The sequence below is a fragment of the Synechococcus sp. GFB01 genome, from assembly GCF_001039265.1.
Lineage (GTDB): Bacteria > Cyanobacteriota > Cyanobacteriia > PCC-6307 > Cyanobiaceae > NIES-981.
In genome coordinates, this window is sequence record NZ_LFEK01000023.1 from 1 (window position 1) to 17,667 (window position 17,667).

Sequence of the window (17,667 nt, forward strand, 5' to 3'; positions counted from 1 at the left end):
GAGCGATGCACCCCGCCAGAAGCACCGTGCGGCGGGGTGGCCGGCGGCGTGGGGTGACGGGATCGGCAGCAACCAGCTGGGCAGGGGCCTGCGCCGCATCGAGGGCACGGGACAGCTGCACCTGGAGGGTCCGCCGCTCCTGCAGCAGCCGCTGGATATCGGCTGCAACGGCACGCACCCGCTGGGTGAACTTGCCCTCGTAGATCGACGGCAGCTCCTCGATCAGGCTTCTGCACTGCTCGAGTTCGGCCTGCGTCCTGGCCAGTTCCCGCTCAAGTGCCTGCGTGGATTCGGGCGTTTCAGTGGATCCCGGCGAATCAGCCGATGCGGGCGGGGTCTGGGCCGGATCAGGGGAGTCGGGCTGAGGCATGCCTGGCAACGCGAGGGCGATCCATCCCTGCGGGTGGTCTGGAAACTAGGACGACTGAGGCTTGCAGCGAGGGCTTCTGCAGGCTTCCGCTCAGCCCCGGCCGACCGGCAGACATCGCCAGACCAAGAACAGCCCCCGGCAAGGCTGTTGGGTTGGTAGGCCATGGATGGATGCATGCAGGCCGGCGGATCGTCGCCCCGAGGATCGCTGCAGGAGCAGTGCTACAGATCGTCGGAATCATCAGCCATGACCCACCTTCCGCTCTTCCGGATGGCATCGGGAACGCCATCGCCATCGAAATCGATCAGGTCGACCACACTCTCCTCCTGATCCTCGAGATCGCAGGCGCCATCCACGCCCACAGGATTGAGAATCTCGTGGGATTCAACAAAGTGTCCTGCGGACCTGGCGATTCGAATCGCAGCGTCCTTGGCTTCAGGACTCCTGGTCAACAGCTCCTGAAGGACCCTGTCGGCATGGACAGCAGCCAGAAAGCGATCTCTCGCGACTTCCAAGGCAACAGGGGCAATGGATCTCCAGATCTAGGCTGATCGGGCAGCCCATTCTGGATCAGGGTGATCCAGCCGCAAGAAATCTTTGGGCGAATGAAGACAATCAGGGGGCGTCACCCGCACTGGGGAGAGTGAGCCCATGACCCGGCAGGGGATCCGAGCGAACAACACATGGTGTGAATCCCAGGTCTAAAGCCCTGCGCGCGTGCCGTGGCGTCACCTCCAGTGATACCACCAGTTGCCGCCGGATTCACGATCCACGGTCTCCTGCGACTCGAAGCCGATGTGTACCCCATCTCGACCTTCAATGGGATACCGATACTCCCGGAGCAGGCTGCGCAGGCTGCGGCAAAGCTCCTGATCGGATTGCAACCGCTTCTTCTCAGCGTCTGACTGCACGCAGATCCAGTAAACCAGGTGCCTGGGATGGATGTGGTTGGCTCCGTAATGCGTCACCCAGTGCTTTTCCCTGGTGACAGCCGCGATCCTGGCCGCGATCGCCTGCTCGATCCGCTCGGTGACAGCGTGGATGTCGTGGATGTCGATTCCGGTCGTCACGTGTCGAGCGCTCAATCTAATAGTGACCAACGTGGATGGGCGCTTCGCCGGCAATCGTGCTCAATCGCTCCTTGAATCGCTCAAGTTCCGATTGCCTTTCCTGATCGCTCATGCGCACTGGGGCATACACGATCTGCGGCGCCAGCACATCGAACCCCACAAACTGCAGCATGCCTCGCTGAATGGGCCTGAGGATGGCGTGGATGTCACCATTGAATCCACCCTGCACGTAGGCTTCAGCCGGACCTCCGGTGGTGAGCGACAACAGCGCACGCTTGCCGCGGAACACCCCCTGGTCGTAGATGCGGCCGCCTCCGTAGATCCGGCCCATCGCAAAGACCCGATCCACCCAGCCCTTGAGCACAGCGGGAAGGCCGAACCACCAGAGGGGGAATTGCCAGATCATCAGGTCACACGATTCGAGCTTCTCCATCTCTGCCGCCAACTCCTCGGAAAAGCCGCCAACCTCGGTGGCGTGCATCTCCTCGATCTGCAGCTTCAGATAATCCGGATCCTTCACGCTGCGGAAATTCGCGCGGCTGGATGCGGGGTCAAACTGCATCGCGTGGAGATCCGACACGATCACGTCCCAGCCACTGCCGATGAGGGCCTTCTGCGCCGAAACCAGCATGGCGTGGTTGAAGCTCCTGGGTTCGGGGTGCCAATAGACAATCAATGCTTTCACCGCTGATCTCCGATCGGCTATGGGGACTGGACGGGCGCATCGGAATGCTAAACGGATTCCTCATCGGCGATGGAGTTCTGAAAACGCAGACGAAGGAGCAGAGCGAGTTTCTCTTGGGCAAGCTCCTGCACACCTAAAGCCCCAGATCAGAAGCGCGAAAGCGATTGTACTGCTGAGAAACCACCATGAGATCCCGTCTTCTGCACCTTGATGTTAGTCACGGTCTTACAGAGCAAGCATCACCTGTAACACTTCAAGAACCTCAAGATGAGTGGCGTGAGGCAGAACCCCCAACCGCTTTACCAATCATTCTCGAGCAACTTTGTGGCGCTGATCCGGGAAGATTGGATATCCTTCCTTTGAGGCACAACCGAGGCGAAATAGATGGATGGTACTCTTGTTGCCAGGGGGCCAAGGAGCTCATCTGGGGACAGCATGACAAAAGGCGTCGCTTTTCTGATCTCCTGGGCGTGGATTAGAATTCAAGCAGACGAAGTCATGTCCCGTCGGGATACGCTAGACAAGTTCAACAACGCTCCCTTGGCAACACAATGCGGATTTCTCAAGCGGCCCAGGGATGGCCGGATTGATCAGGATCTTTTCATCCTTTCGAGGACGCGCTCAGCCCGGCATCGGCCGATTCGCAAGTACCCGCTCAAACAAATCCTCGTATTCCGCAGCAACCTGCTTGTCTCCGTAGGCTTCGATCACTTGACGGCGAGCAGCATTACCGATTCGGGAGCGTAGCGATGGGTCTTGAATGAGAGCGTGCAAGTAGTCATACCACTCCTGGTCATTGTAGGCAAAGAATCCGGTCTTACCGTGGTGTATCACTTGCCGGTCGGCCTGCGAGGGCGTGCACACCACTGGAAGAGCTGCCGCCATGTAGCTGATCACCTTCGTAGCTGGCTTGCGTTGCTGATAGGGATCATCGAGGGGTTTGATCGCCACGGCGATGTCAGCCTCGGCAAGGACGCGATCCCACCGATGAACATTCCATTGCGTGTACTCTATCGGCCCTTCCCGCCTAGCAGCCCCCTTCGTGTTATACACGAGGCGGATATCTAGGCCCGTGTCCAATCTCAGTCGATCAAGGATGGGATGTAGCCGAAGCATCGGAGGCATGTTCTCGGGATAACCCTGCCAGATCAACCGGATCGGCCCTGCGTGCGCGTACCTGGTACGTCGGTGGCGATTGAGCAGCGGCAGGGCGATTTTCATGCGAGGAATAGCCTGATCATCATCCACATCTTGTTGTCTCGGATTCGCTAGTATCAGACCATCAACGGAGCCAACGAAGGGCCGGTAGTACTTCTCCCATGCCGCCCGATCCGTGTAGAGATCGTGCCCTTTGCCATCAGCGAAGACATGGCGAATGTCGGCCGTATCGTAGATTACACGGATTCCACGGGCATGGAGATCACGTACAACATTAGGGATAAAAAAGGTCAAGCTCCTTGGCTACGACGATGATGTCGAAGCAGAAAAGATCATCGTCACGGAAGAATATAGTTGCCCCAAAGTGTTTCGAGTGGCGATTGATGCTATTAACGACTGCATCAATCCGCCACTTACGGTTACCGAGGGTGTCCTCACCTTCGACCACCGGCCCGAAACCGACACGGATGCGCTTGGACATGGCGGATTGAAGGCGAAGCCACAGGATTCAGTCCCAGCGGACAAGATCATGGTCGTACAGCAAGGGGCGTAGACGTTTCGGCAATTGCCGCTGAAAAATGCATAGCCGGCTTCGCCGTGCCAGCTTCAGCAAACCAGGGGCAAGATATGCAGAGACTCCGCCAATCTCACTTGGCATGATTCAGCTCTGAGTGATCGAGCTTTGCTACCATAGCCAAAATGCAATGAATTGTTAACTTGGCACAGAATTCTATGCAATCTCTACCAATGGGCTGCAGCCTGCTTCCCCTCGATCCAAAGCCTGATCAGCGAGGCTGGCTTCTCGAAGTATTTCGTACTTCCTGGCTGCCAGATATTCCCTGTTCCCAGATCAACCTGATGTGGTCACTTGCAGGAACGCTGCGGGGCAGTCACGTCCATGGGGTGCACGTAGACTGCTTCGTCATGGCCTCTGGGGAGTGCTTGATTGGCCTCAAGGATGTGCGAGATCGCTCCCCCACCTTCGGTCTGGTGTCATTGCTTCAACTCAGCTGCGCGGTCCCAAATCTCATGGTTGTTCCGGCCGGCGTGGTGCATGGACTGTATTTCCCAGTGGATTCGATTCTGCTCACGGTGGAGAGCGACTTTTACGATCCGGGCGAGGAGATTCTTTGCCGTTGGGACGACAAAGAGCTCGGCATTCCATGGCCCTTCACAACGCCGATTCTTTCCGATAAGGACGCACAGGCGCAGTCTTATCGGGAGATGATGGCTATCATCAAACCATGGCAGACGAACTTTACGATCTGATGGTACGTGGGAGCCGCGTTACCAGCGTGCWKCAGCGCGTTGGTGGCCACGGTGGTGCCGAGCCGCACCTCGGCGACCGTGTGCGGCGGGATTGGGACGCGTCGGCCAGGCCGAGCACCTCCCGGATGGCCCGCACGGCCGGATCGCCGGGATGATCGGGCTGCTCCGAGAGCACCTTTGCGCACCACCAGGGCGCCCGCGGATCGAGGCCGACCAGATCGGTGAAGGTGCCGCCACGATCGATCCAGAATCGCCAGCCGGCTGGCATCAGCGGTCGGTCCGGGCCTGTCGCATGGACCCTAGTCCCCGGCACCGGAGCGGGCCTGAAGGCATCAGGCCAGCGACCTCAGGCGTCCCGCCACTCACCGATCTGAGCCGGCTCGAGCAAGACCCCGGGCTGGAGATCCACACGCCGTAGGTCCCGATCAACCTGCCAGCGGCAGCTTCGGGGTGCTTGCGCTGGATGTCACCGCCATCCGCCTGATCCGATCTCCGCGAAGCCTGAACAGCCGCACGGAGTTGCCGATTCGCCGCTGGGGGAGCCCCCCGACCTTGAAGCTTCCTGAACAACCGGATCAGCGGGCCGTTCCAGATCCAGGATGAGGATCAAGAAATGATCCTGGGAAGGCCATGTCAGATCAGCTCTCCGATCACACAGAACAGCCCCGTGCCGGCAATGACAAGGACCCGACAGCCAGGGCGGAGCCGGAGTATGTGGCATGGGCTGAGGAGCATGATCAGGAGAAGCGATTGCATGAGGCATCGCTGGCTCAGATCACCGAACATCATGATATCGACGGCGAACAGACAGCGATCCATGAACAGGAGGCCTGGGCACGCCGTCGCGATAAGGAACACCATCTCCATGACAGCGCCATGGAACAGCTCCGGCATCACAACGACTGATTCCTGCAGCATGCCCATGGTGTGAATCCAGCCCTCCAGGCGATCACCTGCCGACCGGACAGATCCTGCCTGGGGTCGCGCAGGGGGCCAGAGGGCCTTCTGGCGGACGCACGCCTCGCGAGCCGGCATGCCGCTGTCCAGGAAGCCCCATCGGCCGATCAGCAGCCTGAGCTTCGAGGCCACGCGCCAGATCCGCTCGGGCCGGAATCGGGAGTGGGCCAAGTACGTGATCGGTCTGGAGGCTGTGCCGGAGCTCGATCAGGCCGCCTGACGGACCGGCAGGGAGCCGGCCCGTAGGGGACAACCGCCGTTCCAGCCGGCCTATGGCTCAGCTGCCTCCGGCCGCGCTCGCGGCCAGTTCCTCCAGCTGGCGGCTCTGATCGGCGGCGTTGCAGGCTCCGATCAGCTCGGCCAGCTGTCCATCGAGCACCGGTTCGAGCGAGAAGTTGCGGCCCAGGCGGTGATCGGTCACCCGGTTGTCCTTGTAGTTGTAGGTGCGGATCTTCTCGCTCCGGTCACCGCTGCCCACTTGGGCGAGTCGGGCCGAGCGCTCCTGGGCCTGGGCCGCAGCCAGCTCCCGTTCGTAGAGCTTGGCCCGCAGGATCTCCAGGGCCCGCTCGCGGTTCTGCAGCTGGGATCGCTCCTGAGTGCAGAACACCCGGATGCCGGTGGGTTTGTGCAGCAGGTCGACCGCCGTTTCCACCTTGTTCACGTTCTGGCCGCCGGCGCCGCCGGAGCGGGCCGTGCTGATCTCCAGATCCCCGGGGTCGATCTGCACCTCCACCGGATCGGCCTCGGGCATCACGGCCACCGTGGCCGTGGAGGTGTGCACCCTGCCCTGGCTCTCGGTGGCCGGCACCCGCTGCACACGGTGCACCCCCGCCTCGAACTTGAGCTGGCTGTACACACCCTCGCCGCGGATGGCGAGAATCAGCTCCTTGTAGCCGCCCAGCTCCGCCTCCGAGGCACTCACCGGCTGCACCCGCCAGCCCACACTCTGGGCATAGCGGTCATACATGCGGGCCAGGTCACCCGCCCAGATGGCGGCTTCATCGCCACCTGCGCCGGCCCTGATCTCCAGCATCACGCTGCGCTCATCCCGTGGGTCGCGGGGCAGCAGGGCCAGCGTGAGCTGCCGCTGAAGAACATCGATCGCCGTGGCGAGCCTGGAGAGCTCCTCACTGGCCAATTCCTCCATGGCGCCATCGCCACGGGCCTCGCGCAGCAGATCGCGGGCCTCCCGCTCCTGCTGCTGCAGCCGCTGGAGCTGCTGGTGCCCGTGCACAAGCGGCTCCAGCCGCGAGCGCTCCCGGGCCAGATGCTGCAGCTGCACGGGATCGGCGGCGACGGACGGATCAGCCAGCTGCCGCTCGAGGGTCTCGAAGGTGCGCTCGGCGGCGCTCAGCCGCTCGCCCAGGAGGGAGGGATCCATCACGGTTCAGTGAGGCGCGGACGCCGGGTTTCCCATCACGGCAAAGCCGGATGCCCGAAGGCACCCGGCTTGGAGAAGGAGGACGACAAGAGGATTCAGGCCTTGCTGTCGCCTTTCTTGGCAGAGGCTGTATCGCCACCAGCGCCCATGCCGTACTTGCGCATGAAGCGATCCACACGTCCCTCGGTGTCGAGGATCTTCTGGGTGCCCGTGTAGAAGGGGTGATTGCCGCTCCACACATCGACGTGGATCTCGGGCTGGGTGGAGCCGGTGGTCATCACCACCTCTCCGTTGCAGACCACCTTGGCTTCGGGATACCAGGTGGGATGGATGTCGGCCTTGGGCATGATCAGCGCTTGGAGAACTGGGGAGCCTTGCGGGCTTTCTTGAGGCCGTACTTGCGGCGCTCCTTGGCGCGGGGGTCGCGGCTGAGGTGACCCTCGGTCTTGAGTGGTTTGCGATTCTCGCCCGAGAGTTCGCAGAGGGCGCGGGCGGCACCCTGCTTGATCGCATCGGCCTGGCCGGTGAGCCCACCGCCACGCACGTTCACCAGCAGGTCGTAGTCGGTGGCTAGCCCCAGGGTGTTGAGGGGAGCCTTGACCGCAGCTAGGTAGACGGGGTTGTAGTTGAGGTAGTTGTCGCCCGGGCGACCGTTGATCGTGACACTGCCGGTGCCGGGCACGATGCGGACGCGGGCGACGGCGGTCTTGCGGCGACCGGTTCCCCAGTAGACGACTTTGGCGGCGGTGCTCATTGGGCGGCGGCGGCGGGATCGAGGGCGAGAACCTGGGGCTTCTGGGCGGCGTGCGGATGGTCGCTGCCCTTGTAGACCTTCAGCTTGCGGAACAACTGGCGGCCCAGGGCGTTGTGGGGGAGCATCCCCTTCACGGCCCGCTCGACGATCCGCTCGGGGATGCGGGCCTGGAGGTGAGCGAAGGTCTCGGTCTTCATGCCACCAGGCCGGCCGGAGTGCCGCCGGTAGAGCTTCTGGGTGGGCTTGTTGCCGCTGACCCGGATCTTGTCAGCGTTGATGACGATCACGAAATCGCCGGTGTCGAGGTGGGGGGTGTAGGTGGGCTTGTTCTTGCCGCGCAGCACCGAGGCCACCTCGCTGGCCAGCCGGCCGAGCGTCTGATTCTCGGCGTCCACCAGATACCACTGGCGGTCGAGGGAATCGGTGGAGGGCAGGGGAGTCTTGTTCATATCGCCTGGTCAGGCACCGGCAGGCCGTAGAGGACTGGTCTGGTGGTCGTGGCCGCGGACAGGTCCGCATTCAGACGACCTTACCGCCTGGCCGGCTCGCCTCCGTGCCGTCCAAAGCTTCCGGTGCAGGGACCTGAAGAATGGAGCTCGGTGGAACCCGTGCCGGCGGATCGCTGATCGCCAGCAGAAACCGCGGTTGGCAATCATACCAGGCGGCTTTAGGGAAGACTTCCTCGGGGTATCCCACCCGCAGCAGGCAGAGGCCCTGCGGGGGGGCCGCCTCCTTCACCTCCTGGCGGCGGGCCTGCCGCCAGCGCCCCTCGAAGGCCTCGAGGCTGAGCCTGCCTTCGGCCAGGGCCACCAACTGCCCCACCACCAGCCGCACCATGCCGTAGAGAAAGCCGCTGGCCTGGAGTTCCACGGTGATCAGATCACCCTGGCGCTCCACCAGCACCTCCTGCAGCGTGGTGCGGGCGTGGGCCCGGCCGCTGCCGGCGCGCTGGAAGGCGCTGAAGTCGTGCTCTCCGAGCATCCCTTCGRGGTTCGGCTGCAGCAGGAACTGCGCGGCCATGCCTGCCTGCCGCTGGACATGGTGCCCGCCGCCAAGCGGGAGACCTGCGTGAGCCGCAGCTTCAGCGAACCCGTGACAACCATGGCCCATCTGAAGCAGGCGGTGGCCACCTACACGGCGCGGGCGGCCGAGAAGCTGCGCCGCCAGCGGCAACGGGCCGGCGCCCTCACGGTATTCGTGCGCAGCAGCCCCTTCAACGGCACCAGCTTCTACGCCAATGCGGCCACGGTGCGACTGCCCGTGGCCAGCCACGACACCGCCGTGCTGCTGGCCGCCGCGCTGCCCCTGGCCGAAGCCCTGTTCCGCCCCCACAAGCCCCTGCAGAAAGCCGGTGTGGTGCTGCAGCAGCTGGAAGACGAGGCGATCCTGCAGCACCACCTGCTGGTGCCCCTGCCGCCGGAGCGCCAGCGGCAACGCCGCGCCTGCTGGCCACGATCGATCGGCTCAACCGCCGCTACGGCAGCGGCACGGTGCAGTGGGCCGCCTGCGGTCTGCAGGCCCCCTGGCGGATGCGGCGCAGCCGGCTGTCGCGGGCCGCCACCACCCGCCTGGCCGACATTCCGCTCGTGCTGGCCGGCCGATGACGCTAATGCGCCCTGGAGCGATCTCTGGGGTCGAGGTCAGACCCAAAAGCACCCGACGGTGGATGAAGGGGGAGAATCACGATCGCCGGTCATAGCGACGCGAATTGCCGAGCGCAGATGTCAGTCAACCTCCGGGGTGACCGCGATGGAATCGGAGGGGAACTGCAGGTCGGCCGGTAGGCGTGAGGCAGGGTCGGGATTGAACGGGCGCAGAGAGCTCGCAAGAGCCAGCAACATCACAAGAGGCAGGCCGATCACGACGCCACGGATGACTCTGGTGATGCTGAAGTCTTGCATCGCTCAACCAACGGCGACTCACCGCCAAAGAGAACGTGGTGAAGCGATGCAGGGCCCGATGAGATCAACAGCATGGATGATGACAAGTTAATCAGTCGCAACGCAGACGCACTTCTACCTCATGATGGGTAGCAACGGGATGCAGGTAAAAAAGATAGCGAGAAGATGGAGGGAAAGACCATGATGCGTATCGGTCAACGCGTGCACCAGCGTGCTTCGGCGCAGGCCAGGCGATCGTCTCCTGGTGCGCAAGGAGCGTGAATCCTGATGACCACGGCCACACCATCCACCGGCCAGAGGATCGGCAAGCGAGCAGTTCGTGCGAGCCAGCGGCGCACCCAGTAGCGCGCCAGCTCAACTGACCAGAAACTCCTAGGCTCGGTTCACCACGCCGATGGAGCGATGGCCCTGCTGCTGCTGGCCGTTGCGGCGATCCTGGCCCTGGGCCTGATCGCTGTCTACAACCGGCTGGCTCGGCTCAACGTGCAGGCCGACACCGCCTGGGCCGACATTGACGTGCAGTTGAAGCGGCGCCACGACCTGATCCCCAACCTGGTGGAGACGGTGCAGGGCTACGCCAGCCATGAGAAGGAGAGTTTCCGGGCCGTGATCGAGGCCCGCAGCGCCGCCATCGCCGCCCGTGGCCCGGCCCAGCAGCAGCAGGCGGAGCGGCAGCTGGGGGCCTCGCTCGGCCAGCTGTTCGCCCTGGCTGAGGCCTACCCGGCCCTGCGGGCGGTGGAGAGCTTCACCTCGCTGCAGGACGATCTGGGCGGGATCGAGGAGGCGCTGCAGAGCGCGCGGCGCTACTACAACGCGGTCGTGCGGGATCTGAACACGGCGATCGTTCAGTTCCCCTCCAACCTCGTGGCCAGCGGGTTCGGCATCCAGGCGCGCCCGTTCTTCGAGCTGGCGGACCGCTCCGAGGCCAGCGTTCCGAGAGTCGATTTCCGTGGCTGAGGGCCGGCCAGTCCCCAACCGCAGGGCCATCCAGCGATGGGGTGCCCTGCTGGCGGGGCTGCTGCTGGCCATGGGGCTCAGCCTGCCGCTGCCCATGCCGGGCGGTGGTGCTGCTGCCGGAGCGGCGGAACGGCAGCTGGAGCTCAAGGGCTTCCAGATGGTGGCTGAGGTGGCGCGGGATGGGTCGGTGCAGGTGAGCGAGACGCTCACCGCCCACTTCCAGGGGAAATGGAACGGATTGCGGCGGCAGATCCCCGTGCTGGCGAACCGCCCCGACGGCATCGAACCTCTGGGGCTGACGCTGCTCTCGGCCAGCGATGAAGCTGGCCATCCCTATCGCACCGAAACGCGCCGACTCGGCGGCGACCTGGATCTGCGCATCTTCGTGCCCGGCGCCGAGGACGCCACCCGCACGGTGGTGCTGCGCTACAGGGTGCGCAACGGTGTGCGCTTCTACCCGGACCACGACGAGCTCAACTGGAACGTGACGGGCAACGCATGGGAGATCCCGATCGATCGGGTCAGCGCACGCGTGCAGCTGCCCGAGGGAGTGCAGGGGCTGCACGCCTCGGTGTACACGGGCCCGCTGGGGTCCCGGGGCCAGGACGCCCGCCTGGCCATCGGCGAGCGGGAGGTGACGGCCGTGAGCAGCCGGCGCCTGGAACCGGGCGAGGGTCTCACCCTGGCGGTGGGTTTCGACAAGGGGCTCGTGACGCCCCGTTCAGCCCTGCAACGGGCGCTGGGCTGGCTGCAGGGGCGGCTGGCCCTGCTGCTGCCGCTGGTCACCGGGCTGATCCTGGGCCGGATCTGGTGGCTGTTCGGACGGGATCCGGCGCTGGGGTCGGTACCGGTGGTCTACGAACCCCCCGGCGGCCTGCCGGCCGCAGTGCTGGGCAGCCTGGCGCAGGAGAGCGTGGGCAGCGAAAGCCTNGGGGCCACGCTGGTGGATCTGGCGGTGAAGGGGCATCTCCGCATCAAGGAAGTGCAGGAGAAAGTGCTGCTCCTGCCGGTCCTGAAGCACTACCGCTTCACCCTGCTCACCACCACCCCGCAGTGGAAGGACCTGGCACCCCACGAGGTCTATCTGCTCGAGCGCCTGTTCCCCTCCCGCAGGGTGGGCGAAAGCGTCGATACCCGCGAACTGCGCGACCACTTCTACGTTCACGTGCCCGGCTTCGAGAAGCTGGTGCGTGAGGCGGTGCTGGAGGAGGGTTTCTACCGGCGCTGGCCCGGTACGGTGCGCTCCGTCACTCTGCTGGCCGGCATCGGGGCGGCGGTGGTATCGGTGGTGCTGGCGAAGCTGCTGCTGCCGCACGATCTCTCCGAGCTGCAGGCGGTGGCCGATCCGCTGCTCACGGGCCTCGCCCTGCTGGCCACCCTCGTGCTGATCATCGTGTTCGCCTGGATCATGCCCAGCCGCACGATCAAGGGAGTGGAGGTGCTGCGTCAGATCCTGGGATTCCAGGAGTTCCTCCGCCGGGTCGACGCTCCCCGCTTCAAGAAGGTGATCCTCACACCGGAGCTGTTCGAGCGCTTCCTGCCCTACGCGATGGTGGCGGGGCTGACGAAGCACTGGGCGGCGGCGTTCCAGGGCATCGTGGAATCACCGCCGAGCTGGTATCAGGGCAGCGGCGACCACTTCGACATCGGTGGCTTCGGCTCCAGCATCGACGACTGCTGCAGCACCACCGGCAGCGCCATGCAGTCGTCACCGAGCAGTTCCAGCTCCAGCGGCAGCTCGGGTGGCGGCAGCTCCGGCGGCGGCGATGGCGGCGGCGGCGGCGGAGGCTTCTGAGTCGGCACCCTGGGTGCTGATGCGCCATCATATCCACTACGCGCTGATGCGATGACCTCCAGGGGGATCAGCGCGGCGGTATCGGGATGGGCTCAACGATGCGATCGACGCTGGTGACGGCCTCTTCAATCTTGCCGCCTTCCTCCCACGTGAAGGTGAATACGTAATCATGAATCGAAGCCCCCTCCGGCAGCATGATCTGCAGAGGCCCTCCGGGGGATGCGCTGCTGCCAATCAGGCAGCCAGCCTGACGGTTATCAACATCGGCTACAAAGAGCGGACAAGCCGTGATCGAACGAACGGAATGATCCCACCATCGACTGAAGCCTGTGATGATATTCATGACATTAGTGCTGTGCCTCAGCGTAATTGTGGCGCCCCCGATCACATCGAATACCACCCAGGATTCGGGCCGGAGATTCCGCCAGGCACTCCCAGGCGAGAGCTTGACCTTATAGCGCCAACCCCTGGAGTCGGCAACTCTTGGTTGAATTCCGGGCGGCGCGGTTCCATCGCGTTGACTTGAATCGACGCGAGGTTGTCTGATCTCTTCGGGTTTCTGGTTCTCACCCGTGCGGCGCATGTCGGGGATGAGCCCCTTTTCGATACGGAGCACTCCTTCCTGGATCCTGCCACTTTCCTCCCAGGCGAAGGTGATCAGGCAATCGTGAAGGAATGCGCCTTGTGGGAGCACGATCCGGAGCGGTTCTCCGCGGCCGGCACTCCTAACCCGTTGACAGTCCACCAGACTGTCGCCGCCGTCGGCCTGGATGATCCGGCAGGCCTTGCTTGAAAGGAGGGGATGATCCCACCACTTCCCATAGCCATTTGTGGTGGCATGTTTCAACAGGATGATCGTCGCGTCTCCAATCACGTCGAACACGATCCAGGATTCAAAAGCCCTGGGGCCCGAATCGAACCTACCGAAATCAAACCTTCTCAACCTGACCTTGTACCGCTTGACCGTAAAAGTGGCAACGGCAACTGGTGACAGCGCAGACCTTGGGGTCTCCTTGGGAGGCACCTCACCGCTGGGCGGCGGATGTGACGGTGACAAGGTCTCTGCCTGAATCGCGTATCCCAGAGATGGGCCCCCCAGAGCGACGGAGAGGGCAAGGATCCTTGGGACAAAGGTCGCAAAACGGCTCATGCAAACCCATCCCCGATGGCGTTCAGCATGCCAAAGCGCTGGCCTAGTGCTAGAGGCATCCATGCCGCAAGGAGCTGGACTGGGTTGGCGGTATCCGGGATTCACTCCCGTGGCTGATGATCACGATGCCCACGGCTGCAGCATCCGCCGTATTAGGCAAGAGGAGGCCAACGCAAGCGAGGAGCCGATGGCGTCCTGGCATCGGCAACTCGGTGTGGTGATCTCCCTGGTGCTACTCACCTCTGGTGCACGACCATGCCTTGCCGCGCCCACTGCGGCGAACGATCCATCCCCGGAGCTGCTGGCGGCCACCCAGGTGCTGGTTCGGCTGATGGCAGCGGCTTCGATCGAAGCACCGATCACCCTGATCGTGCGCCCCTTCCGAGGCCCGGTCTGCCCGCCGCCGGAGGCCGATCCGGCATCCCGCACGAAGGCTGCACCCACCCAGCAGCCGTCATCAGCGACGGCCGTCTGTCTGAGCGGCTTCAAGCTCCCGCCCCATGCCAGCCAGGGGTTCTTCACGCCGTTCGTAGTCGCCTTGCAGCGTCAGGCCAACCCAGAAAGCGATCCGCAACGCCACTCAGCCTCGATCAAGCAGCGCACGATCCTGCTCAATGCCACAGGTCTGGAGTTGGTCAAGCCGGCTGAGCCACCGGGTAAGCAGCAGCGGGAGGAACCGGCCTCAGGTCTGCCACCCGCAGCGATCTGCCGGATCGCCCAGGAACTCGCTTCCATTCAGCTGGAGCAGCCGCAGCAGCGCCAGGAGAGCTTCACTCGCATTCACATCCTGCTGGCGGAGCGGATCCACACAGTGGCTGTTCAGGCTCCCAGACCCCCATCGTTTCTGCAGTCTTTGACAGCAGACGTGCTCACAATGGGATATGGTGGAGCCATAGGTGATTATCTAATCAATATCCCAGATCGAAATGTGGGCCACTGGGCCAATGCCAGGCTGGCCGAATCTCCCCTTTGGCAGGTGCTGCAGCGTCATGCACCAACCGTGACGGCTTCCCTGAACGAGCTGAAANGGCTACCGGCGTCAAGGATTGGTGATGCCTGGGGCCTGATCGATGGCTGGTTCGGTGTCGCCGCCCAGGAACGGGAGGAGGTGATCGAGGAACAGCAACAACAGGCCCAGGACGAGGCGCTGCGGCTGCTGGCCGGTGCTGGATTCGATCCGCGCTCCTGCACCGTTGTGTTCTTGCCTGCTTCAGCGGTGCAGCCGGATCCAGCTGTGCTGCAGATGTATGAACAGGCGATCAGGAAGAAGCCTGGTCCGGGGCCGAACCTTCCCCGCCAGTTTGTGCCAAGTGAGCAGAAGGTAGTGATCTACCCGAGGAACACCCGGCCAAGCAACGGGAGGCCGGCTCCAGGCAGACAGGCCGGTCCGACAAACACGATTCCTTAACCATTGCGTACATCGGCCATTGCGTGCATCGGCTATGGCGTGCAGCACTGGATCCATTCCTGTGCCATGGCCACCCGCGAAAATCGCGCGGCAAATATTCTGGCAGCAGACCAGACTGCATGTTTCGAGTGGTGCCACTCCCTTGAAGCAGAAGCGGCCGCACCGTGTCCGGAGGCTGGTTCCTCCAAATCCTCTACGAGGTGATGGGGTGAGGGACCCCACAACGGTGCGCAGGGCTCAGCCAGAGGCACAATCCTGGACCTGTCTCGGCAGAACCGGCTGGAATGGGCCGAAGAACAGGCATGGCGACAGACACAGCGGCCGCCCGGGTCTCTGCCGGCGGCTGCACGTGCAGTGTCCGAGCACGACTCAGCCCTGGGGCGGCAGGGCCTCGGCGATCATCGCCGCCGTGACCGGAATCGTCTCCAGTTCGTCGGCGTTGTCGAGGAAGGCGTCGAAGGAGGCGTAACGGCGGATGCAGGGCTCGGCGCCGGGGCTGCTGCAGGCGGCCTGCCAGTCGCCGTCGTCCGGCTTCACGGTGGCGTAGGCCTGCAGCGCCTCGGCGAGATCGCCGCCGTCGCCGATCGCCTCGCCATGCCAGAGCACCTCGAAAAACGGCATGGCTGATCGCGCCGGCAGCCGGCGTGCACCTGCGCTCACACTATCGGGGGCGGGGAGGCTTCAGGCGGCCTGCGGGGCAGCAGCCGCGGCGGCGCCCGGCGTTGACGCCACCGCCGCGCCGAAGCCTGCCCGGCGGTGCTCGTCGAGCTCGATGAGGTAACGGCGCTCGGCGTAGTAGAGCTCCTGGAAGCGCAGCGCATCGGCATTGAGCTCGCCGAACAGCGCTTCGATGCGGGTCTCCATGTCGCCCACCCAGCCGATCGCGCCGGGCTCCTGGGAGGCGGAGGGGGCCTCGGGATCGAGGAGCCGGGCGATGCAGCGCTCCAGGGTCTCGAGACGCTGGGAGCTCCAGGCATCGAGCAGATGGCGGCAGCGCTTGAGGCACTTCTGCCGCTCCAGGGCGGCTGTGACGCCGCGCAGCTGCAGCAGCGGCTGGGCCAGCGCCAGGCGCTGCACCTCACTGGGCTCGAGCAGGGGAGTGAGCCGGCTGAGCAGAGCGCTCTGATCCACCACGAGCTGATCGGCCAGCAGCCGCGGCAACTCCAGATCGGCCAGATCACAGCCCGGATCGATTCCGCGGTTGATGGCTTCCAGCCGATCGGGGCCGAGGTTGCCCTCCTCCAGGGCACTGATCGCCGCCCAGAGCTGGCGGTGGTGGGAAAGGGCGAAATCGTCGAGCTCGCGACGGCGCAGCTCGGCCCGGATGGCCCCGCGCTGGTCGGGGCAGTGCAGGTAGAGGCGCAGCAGCTCGGCCTCGGCACGCTCCCGCAGACCGGCCTCACCCGGCTGCTCCCACTTCTGGGAACGGCCGTGCCAGCGCTGGCCCTTCACCTGCTGGCGCAGGTCGTCCTCCAGCTGCAGCGCCAGGCGTGCCTGACCGCCGGAGAGGCGCTCGGCCACCTGCTGGAGGTAATGGCTGCGCACGGCGCTCTGGGGCAGCTTGCCGAGCAGCGCCACCAGTCCGCTCACCGCCTGCTGGAACTGGTCGGCGCGGGCCAGGTCCCGGCCCTCCAGCACCTGCTCGATCTGCCAGTCGAGCCAGAGCGGCGCCTGATCCAGCAGGGCGCGATACTCGCCGGCCCCGTGCTGCCTCAGAAACTCGTCCGGGTCCTTGCCGGCGGGGAGGTGCAGCACCCGCAGCTCCAGCTGGCCCTGCAGCGCCAGCTGCTCCACCTCGCCGATGGCCCGCTGGGCGGCGCGAACACCGGCGNCGTCGGAATCGAAATTGAGGATCAGCCGCCGGCTGTCGCAGCAGCGGCAGAGCTGGGTGATCTGCTGGCTGCTGAGGGCGGTTCCCAGCGCGGCCACGGCGTTGGTGATGCCGGCGGCGTGGAGGGCGATCACATCGAAATAGCCCTCCACCACCACGGCCCGGTCGTCCTTGCGGATGGCGTTCACCGCCTTGTCGAGGCCGAACAGGTGCCTGCCCTTCTCGAACACCTCCGTTTCCGGGGAGTTGAGGTACTTGGGTTCGGCGCCGTCGAGACTGCGGNCCCCGAAGCCGATCACCCGCCCCTGACGGTCGGTGATCGGCACCATCACCCGGTGGCGGAAGCGGTCGTAGAAGCCATCGCCGCCCTTGCGGGGCACCACCAGGCCGGCGGCCTCGAGCAACTCCGGCGCCAGGCCCTCCACCTGCTGCAGATGGCTGAGCAGGGCGTCCCAGCGATCCGGCGCGAAGCCGAGACCGAAGGCGTCGATCGTGGCTTCGGAGAGGGCGCGGCTGTCGCGCAGGTAGGCCAGCGCTGAGCCGCCCTCGGGGCTGCGCAGCTGGGCGCGGAACCAGCCGGCGGCCAGGGACAGGGCCCTGTGCAGCTGATCGCGGCGGGAAAGCTGCTGCCGCAGCCGCTCCTGCTGTGGGCCCTCGAGGGTCTCCACCGGCAGCTGGTACTTGCGGGCCAGCTCCAGCACCACCTCGCTGAAGCTCTGGCGCTGCAGCTCCATCAGGAACTTGATGGCGTTGCCGCCGGCCCCGCAGGAGAAACAGTAATAGAACTGCTTGGCCGGCGACACCGTCATCGACGGTGAGCGGTCGTCGTGAAAAGGGCAGATGCCCACGAACTCGCGGCCCTTCTTCTTGAGCACCACGTGCTCACCCACCACGTCGACGATGTCGGCTCTCTCCTTGACCGCCTCGATCGTGCGGGGATGGAGGCGGGGGGAGGCCATGGAAGGGGGGCGGGGCAGGCGA

Annotated in this window: 20 protein-coding genes and 2 pseudogenes; 6 read left to right on the forward strand and 16 right to left on the reverse strand. The window is 64.6% G+C overall.

Annotation, left to right across the window (positions count from 1 at the left end; all coding sequences use genetic code 11):
- The 6 genes from SYNGFB01_RS04195 to SYNGFB01_RS04215 all read right to left on the reverse strand — a co-directional run.
- On the reverse strand, positions 1-370 hold a 370-nt coding region (locus SYNGFB01_RS04195; RefSeq protein ID WP_048017062.1), incomplete at its 3' end, for a hypothetical protein.
- 221 nt (positions 371-591) lie between these two features.
- A complete protein-coding gene (locus SYNGFB01_RS14095) occupies positions 592-822 on the reverse strand; it encodes a hypothetical protein (protein WP_152669511.1) in 231 nt (76 codons plus the stop codon).
- A 276-nt stretch (positions 823-1,098) separates the two neighbouring features.
- A complete protein-coding gene (locus tag SYNGFB01_RS04200) occupies positions 1,099-1,440 on the reverse strand; it encodes a hypothetical protein (RefSeq protein WP_152669512.1) in 342 nt (113 codons plus the stop codon).
- A 16-nt stretch (positions 1,441-1,456) separates the two neighbouring features.
- The gene (locus tag SYNGFB01_RS04205) at positions 1,457-2,125 is read right to left on the reverse strand and encodes an NAD(P)H-dependent oxidoreductase (protein ID WP_048017063.1); all 669 of its coding nucleotides are present in this window, start codon (positions 2,123-2,125) and stop codon (positions 1,457-1,459) included.
- Positions 2,126-2,746: 621 nt separating this feature from the next.
- A complete protein-coding gene (locus SYNGFB01_RS04210; protein WP_152669517.1) occupies positions 2,747-3,577 on the reverse strand; it encodes a glycosyltransferase in 831 nt (276 codons plus the stop codon).
- Positions 3,558-3,764 carry a hypothetical protein gene (locus SYNGFB01_RS04215; RefSeq protein WP_048017065.1) on the reverse strand — a complete coding sequence of 69 codons (207 nt, stop codon included), beginning with the start codon at positions 3,762-3,764 and terminating at the stop codon, positions 3,558-3,560. Before SYNGFB01_RS04215 ends, SYNGFB01_RS04210 begins: the two co-directional genes overlap by 20 nt.
- Positions 3,765-4,030: 266 nt before the next feature.
- On the opposite strand from SYNGFB01_RS04215, the gene SYNGFB01_RS04220 reads away from it, so the two are divergent.
- The gene (locus SYNGFB01_RS04220; protein WP_072061550.1) at positions 4,031-4,552 is read left to right on the forward strand and encodes a dTDP-4-dehydrorhamnose 3,5-epimerase family protein; all 522 of its coding nucleotides are present in this window, start codon (positions 4,031-4,033) and stop codon (positions 4,550-4,552) included.
- Here SYNGFB01_RS04220 and SYNGFB01_RS04225 read toward each other — a convergent pair.
- Positions 4,542-4,820: a hydantoinase/oxoprolinase N-terminal domain-containing protein gene (locus SYNGFB01_RS04225; RefSeq protein WP_048017066.1), complete on the reverse strand. Its 279-nt coding sequence runs from the start codon at positions 4,818-4,820 to the stop codon at positions 4,542-4,544. The genes SYNGFB01_RS04220 and SYNGFB01_RS04225 overlap by 11 nt on opposite strands.
- A 362-nt stretch (positions 4,821-5,182) precedes the next feature.
- Here SYNGFB01_RS04225 and SYNGFB01_RS14100 point away from each other — a divergent pair, with 362 nt between their 5' ends.
- Positions 5,183-5,458: a hypothetical protein gene (locus tag SYNGFB01_RS14100; RefSeq protein WP_072061555.1), complete on the forward strand. Its 276-nt coding sequence runs from the start codon at positions 5,183-5,185 to the stop codon at positions 5,456-5,458.
- 127 nt (positions 5,459-5,585) lie between these two features.
- The gene (locus SYNGFB01_RS14815; protein WP_200900058.1) at positions 5,586-5,729 is read left to right on the forward strand and encodes a hypothetical protein; all 144 of its coding nucleotides are present in this window, start codon (positions 5,586-5,588) and stop codon (positions 5,727-5,729) included.
- 57 nt (positions 5,730-5,786) lie between these two features.
- Here SYNGFB01_RS14815 and prfA read toward each other — a convergent pair whose 3' ends face one another.
- The 5 genes and pseudogenes from prfA to SYNGFB01_RS13680 all read right to left on the reverse strand — a co-directional run.
- Positions 5,787-6,890 (reverse strand): peptide chain release factor 1, encoded by a 1,104-nt coding sequence (prfA, locus tag SYNGFB01_RS04235; RefSeq protein WP_048017068.1) that lies wholly within the window; start codon positions 6,888-6,890, stop codon positions 5,787-5,789.
- A 95-nt stretch (positions 6,891-6,985) separates the two neighbouring features.
- Positions 6,986-7,237, reverse strand: a complete 252-nt coding sequence (gene rpmE, locus SYNGFB01_RS04240; RefSeq protein ID WP_048017069.1) for a 50S ribosomal protein L31 — start codon at positions 7,235-7,237, stop codon at positions 6,986-6,988.
- Between the two features lie 2 nt (positions 7,238-7,239).
- Complete coding sequence (gene rpsI, locus SYNGFB01_RS04245) at positions 7,240-7,644, reverse strand: 30S ribosomal protein S9 (protein ID WP_048017070.1); 405 nt, start codon at positions 7,642-7,644, stop codon at positions 7,240-7,242.
- Positions 7,641-8,093: a 50S ribosomal protein L13 gene (rplM, locus tag SYNGFB01_RS04250; protein ID WP_048017071.1), complete on the reverse strand. Its 453-nt coding sequence runs from the start codon at positions 8,091-8,093 to the stop codon at positions 7,641-7,643. The genes rpsI and rplM overlap by 4 nt, the downstream gene beginning before the upstream one ends.
- A gap of 70 nt (positions 8,094-8,163) precedes the next feature.
- Positions 8,164-8,637 (reverse strand): annotated as a pseudogene (locus tag SYNGFB01_RS13680) (hypothetical protein); the annotation flags it as partial.
- Here SYNGFB01_RS13680 and SYNGFB01_RS14105 point away from each other — a divergent pair.
- Positions 8,635-9,248, forward strand: a pseudogene (locus SYNGFB01_RS14105) (DUF4113 domain-containing protein); the annotation flags it as partial. The pseudogenes SYNGFB01_RS13680 and SYNGFB01_RS14105 overlap by 3 nt on opposite strands.
- A 120-nt stretch (positions 9,249-9,368) precedes the next feature.
- Here SYNGFB01_RS14105 and SYNGFB01_RS15255 read toward each other — a convergent pair.
- Complete coding sequence (locus SYNGFB01_RS15255) at positions 9,369-9,545, reverse strand: hypothetical protein (protein ID WP_235299917.1); 177 nt, start codon at positions 9,543-9,545, stop codon at positions 9,369-9,371.
- Positions 9,546-9,947: 402 nt separating this feature from the next.
- Here SYNGFB01_RS15255 and SYNGFB01_RS04265 point away from each other — a divergent pair, with 402 nt between their 5' ends.
- Together SYNGFB01_RS04265 and SYNGFB01_RS04270 are read left to right on the forward strand one after the other, a co-directional pair.
- Positions 9,948-10,502 carry a LemA family protein gene (locus SYNGFB01_RS04265; protein WP_048017072.1) on the forward strand — a complete coding sequence of 185 codons (555 nt, stop codon included), beginning with the start codon at positions 9,948-9,950 and terminating at the stop codon, positions 10,500-10,502.
- A complete protein-coding gene (locus tag SYNGFB01_RS04270; protein WP_048017073.1) occupies positions 10,495-12,297 on the forward strand; it encodes a DUF2207 domain-containing protein in 1,803 nt (600 codons plus the stop codon). The genes SYNGFB01_RS04265 and SYNGFB01_RS04270 overlap by 8 nt, the downstream gene beginning before the upstream one ends.
- A gap of 67 nt (positions 12,298-12,364) precedes the next feature.
- On the opposite strand, the gene SYNGFB01_RS14110 is transcribed toward SYNGFB01_RS04270, so the two are convergent.
- The 3 genes from SYNGFB01_RS14110 to dnaG form a co-directional block, all read right to left on the reverse strand.
- Complete coding sequence (locus tag SYNGFB01_RS14110; RefSeq protein ID WP_152669518.1) at positions 12,365-13,321, reverse strand: hypothetical protein; 957 nt, start codon at positions 13,319-13,321, stop codon at positions 12,365-12,367.
- A gap of 1,903 nt (positions 13,322-15,224) precedes the next feature.
- Positions 15,225-15,476 carry a hypothetical protein gene (locus tag SYNGFB01_RS04285; RefSeq protein WP_048017076.1) on the reverse strand — a complete coding sequence of 84 codons (252 nt, stop codon included), beginning with the start codon at positions 15,474-15,476 and terminating at the stop codon, positions 15,225-15,227.
- 60 nt (positions 15,477-15,536) lie between these two features.
- A complete protein-coding gene (gene dnaG, locus SYNGFB01_RS04290; RefSeq protein ID WP_048017077.1) occupies positions 15,537-17,645 on the reverse strand; it encodes a DNA primase in 2,109 nt (702 codons plus the stop codon).
- Positions 17,646-17,667 lie beyond the last annotated feature (22 nt).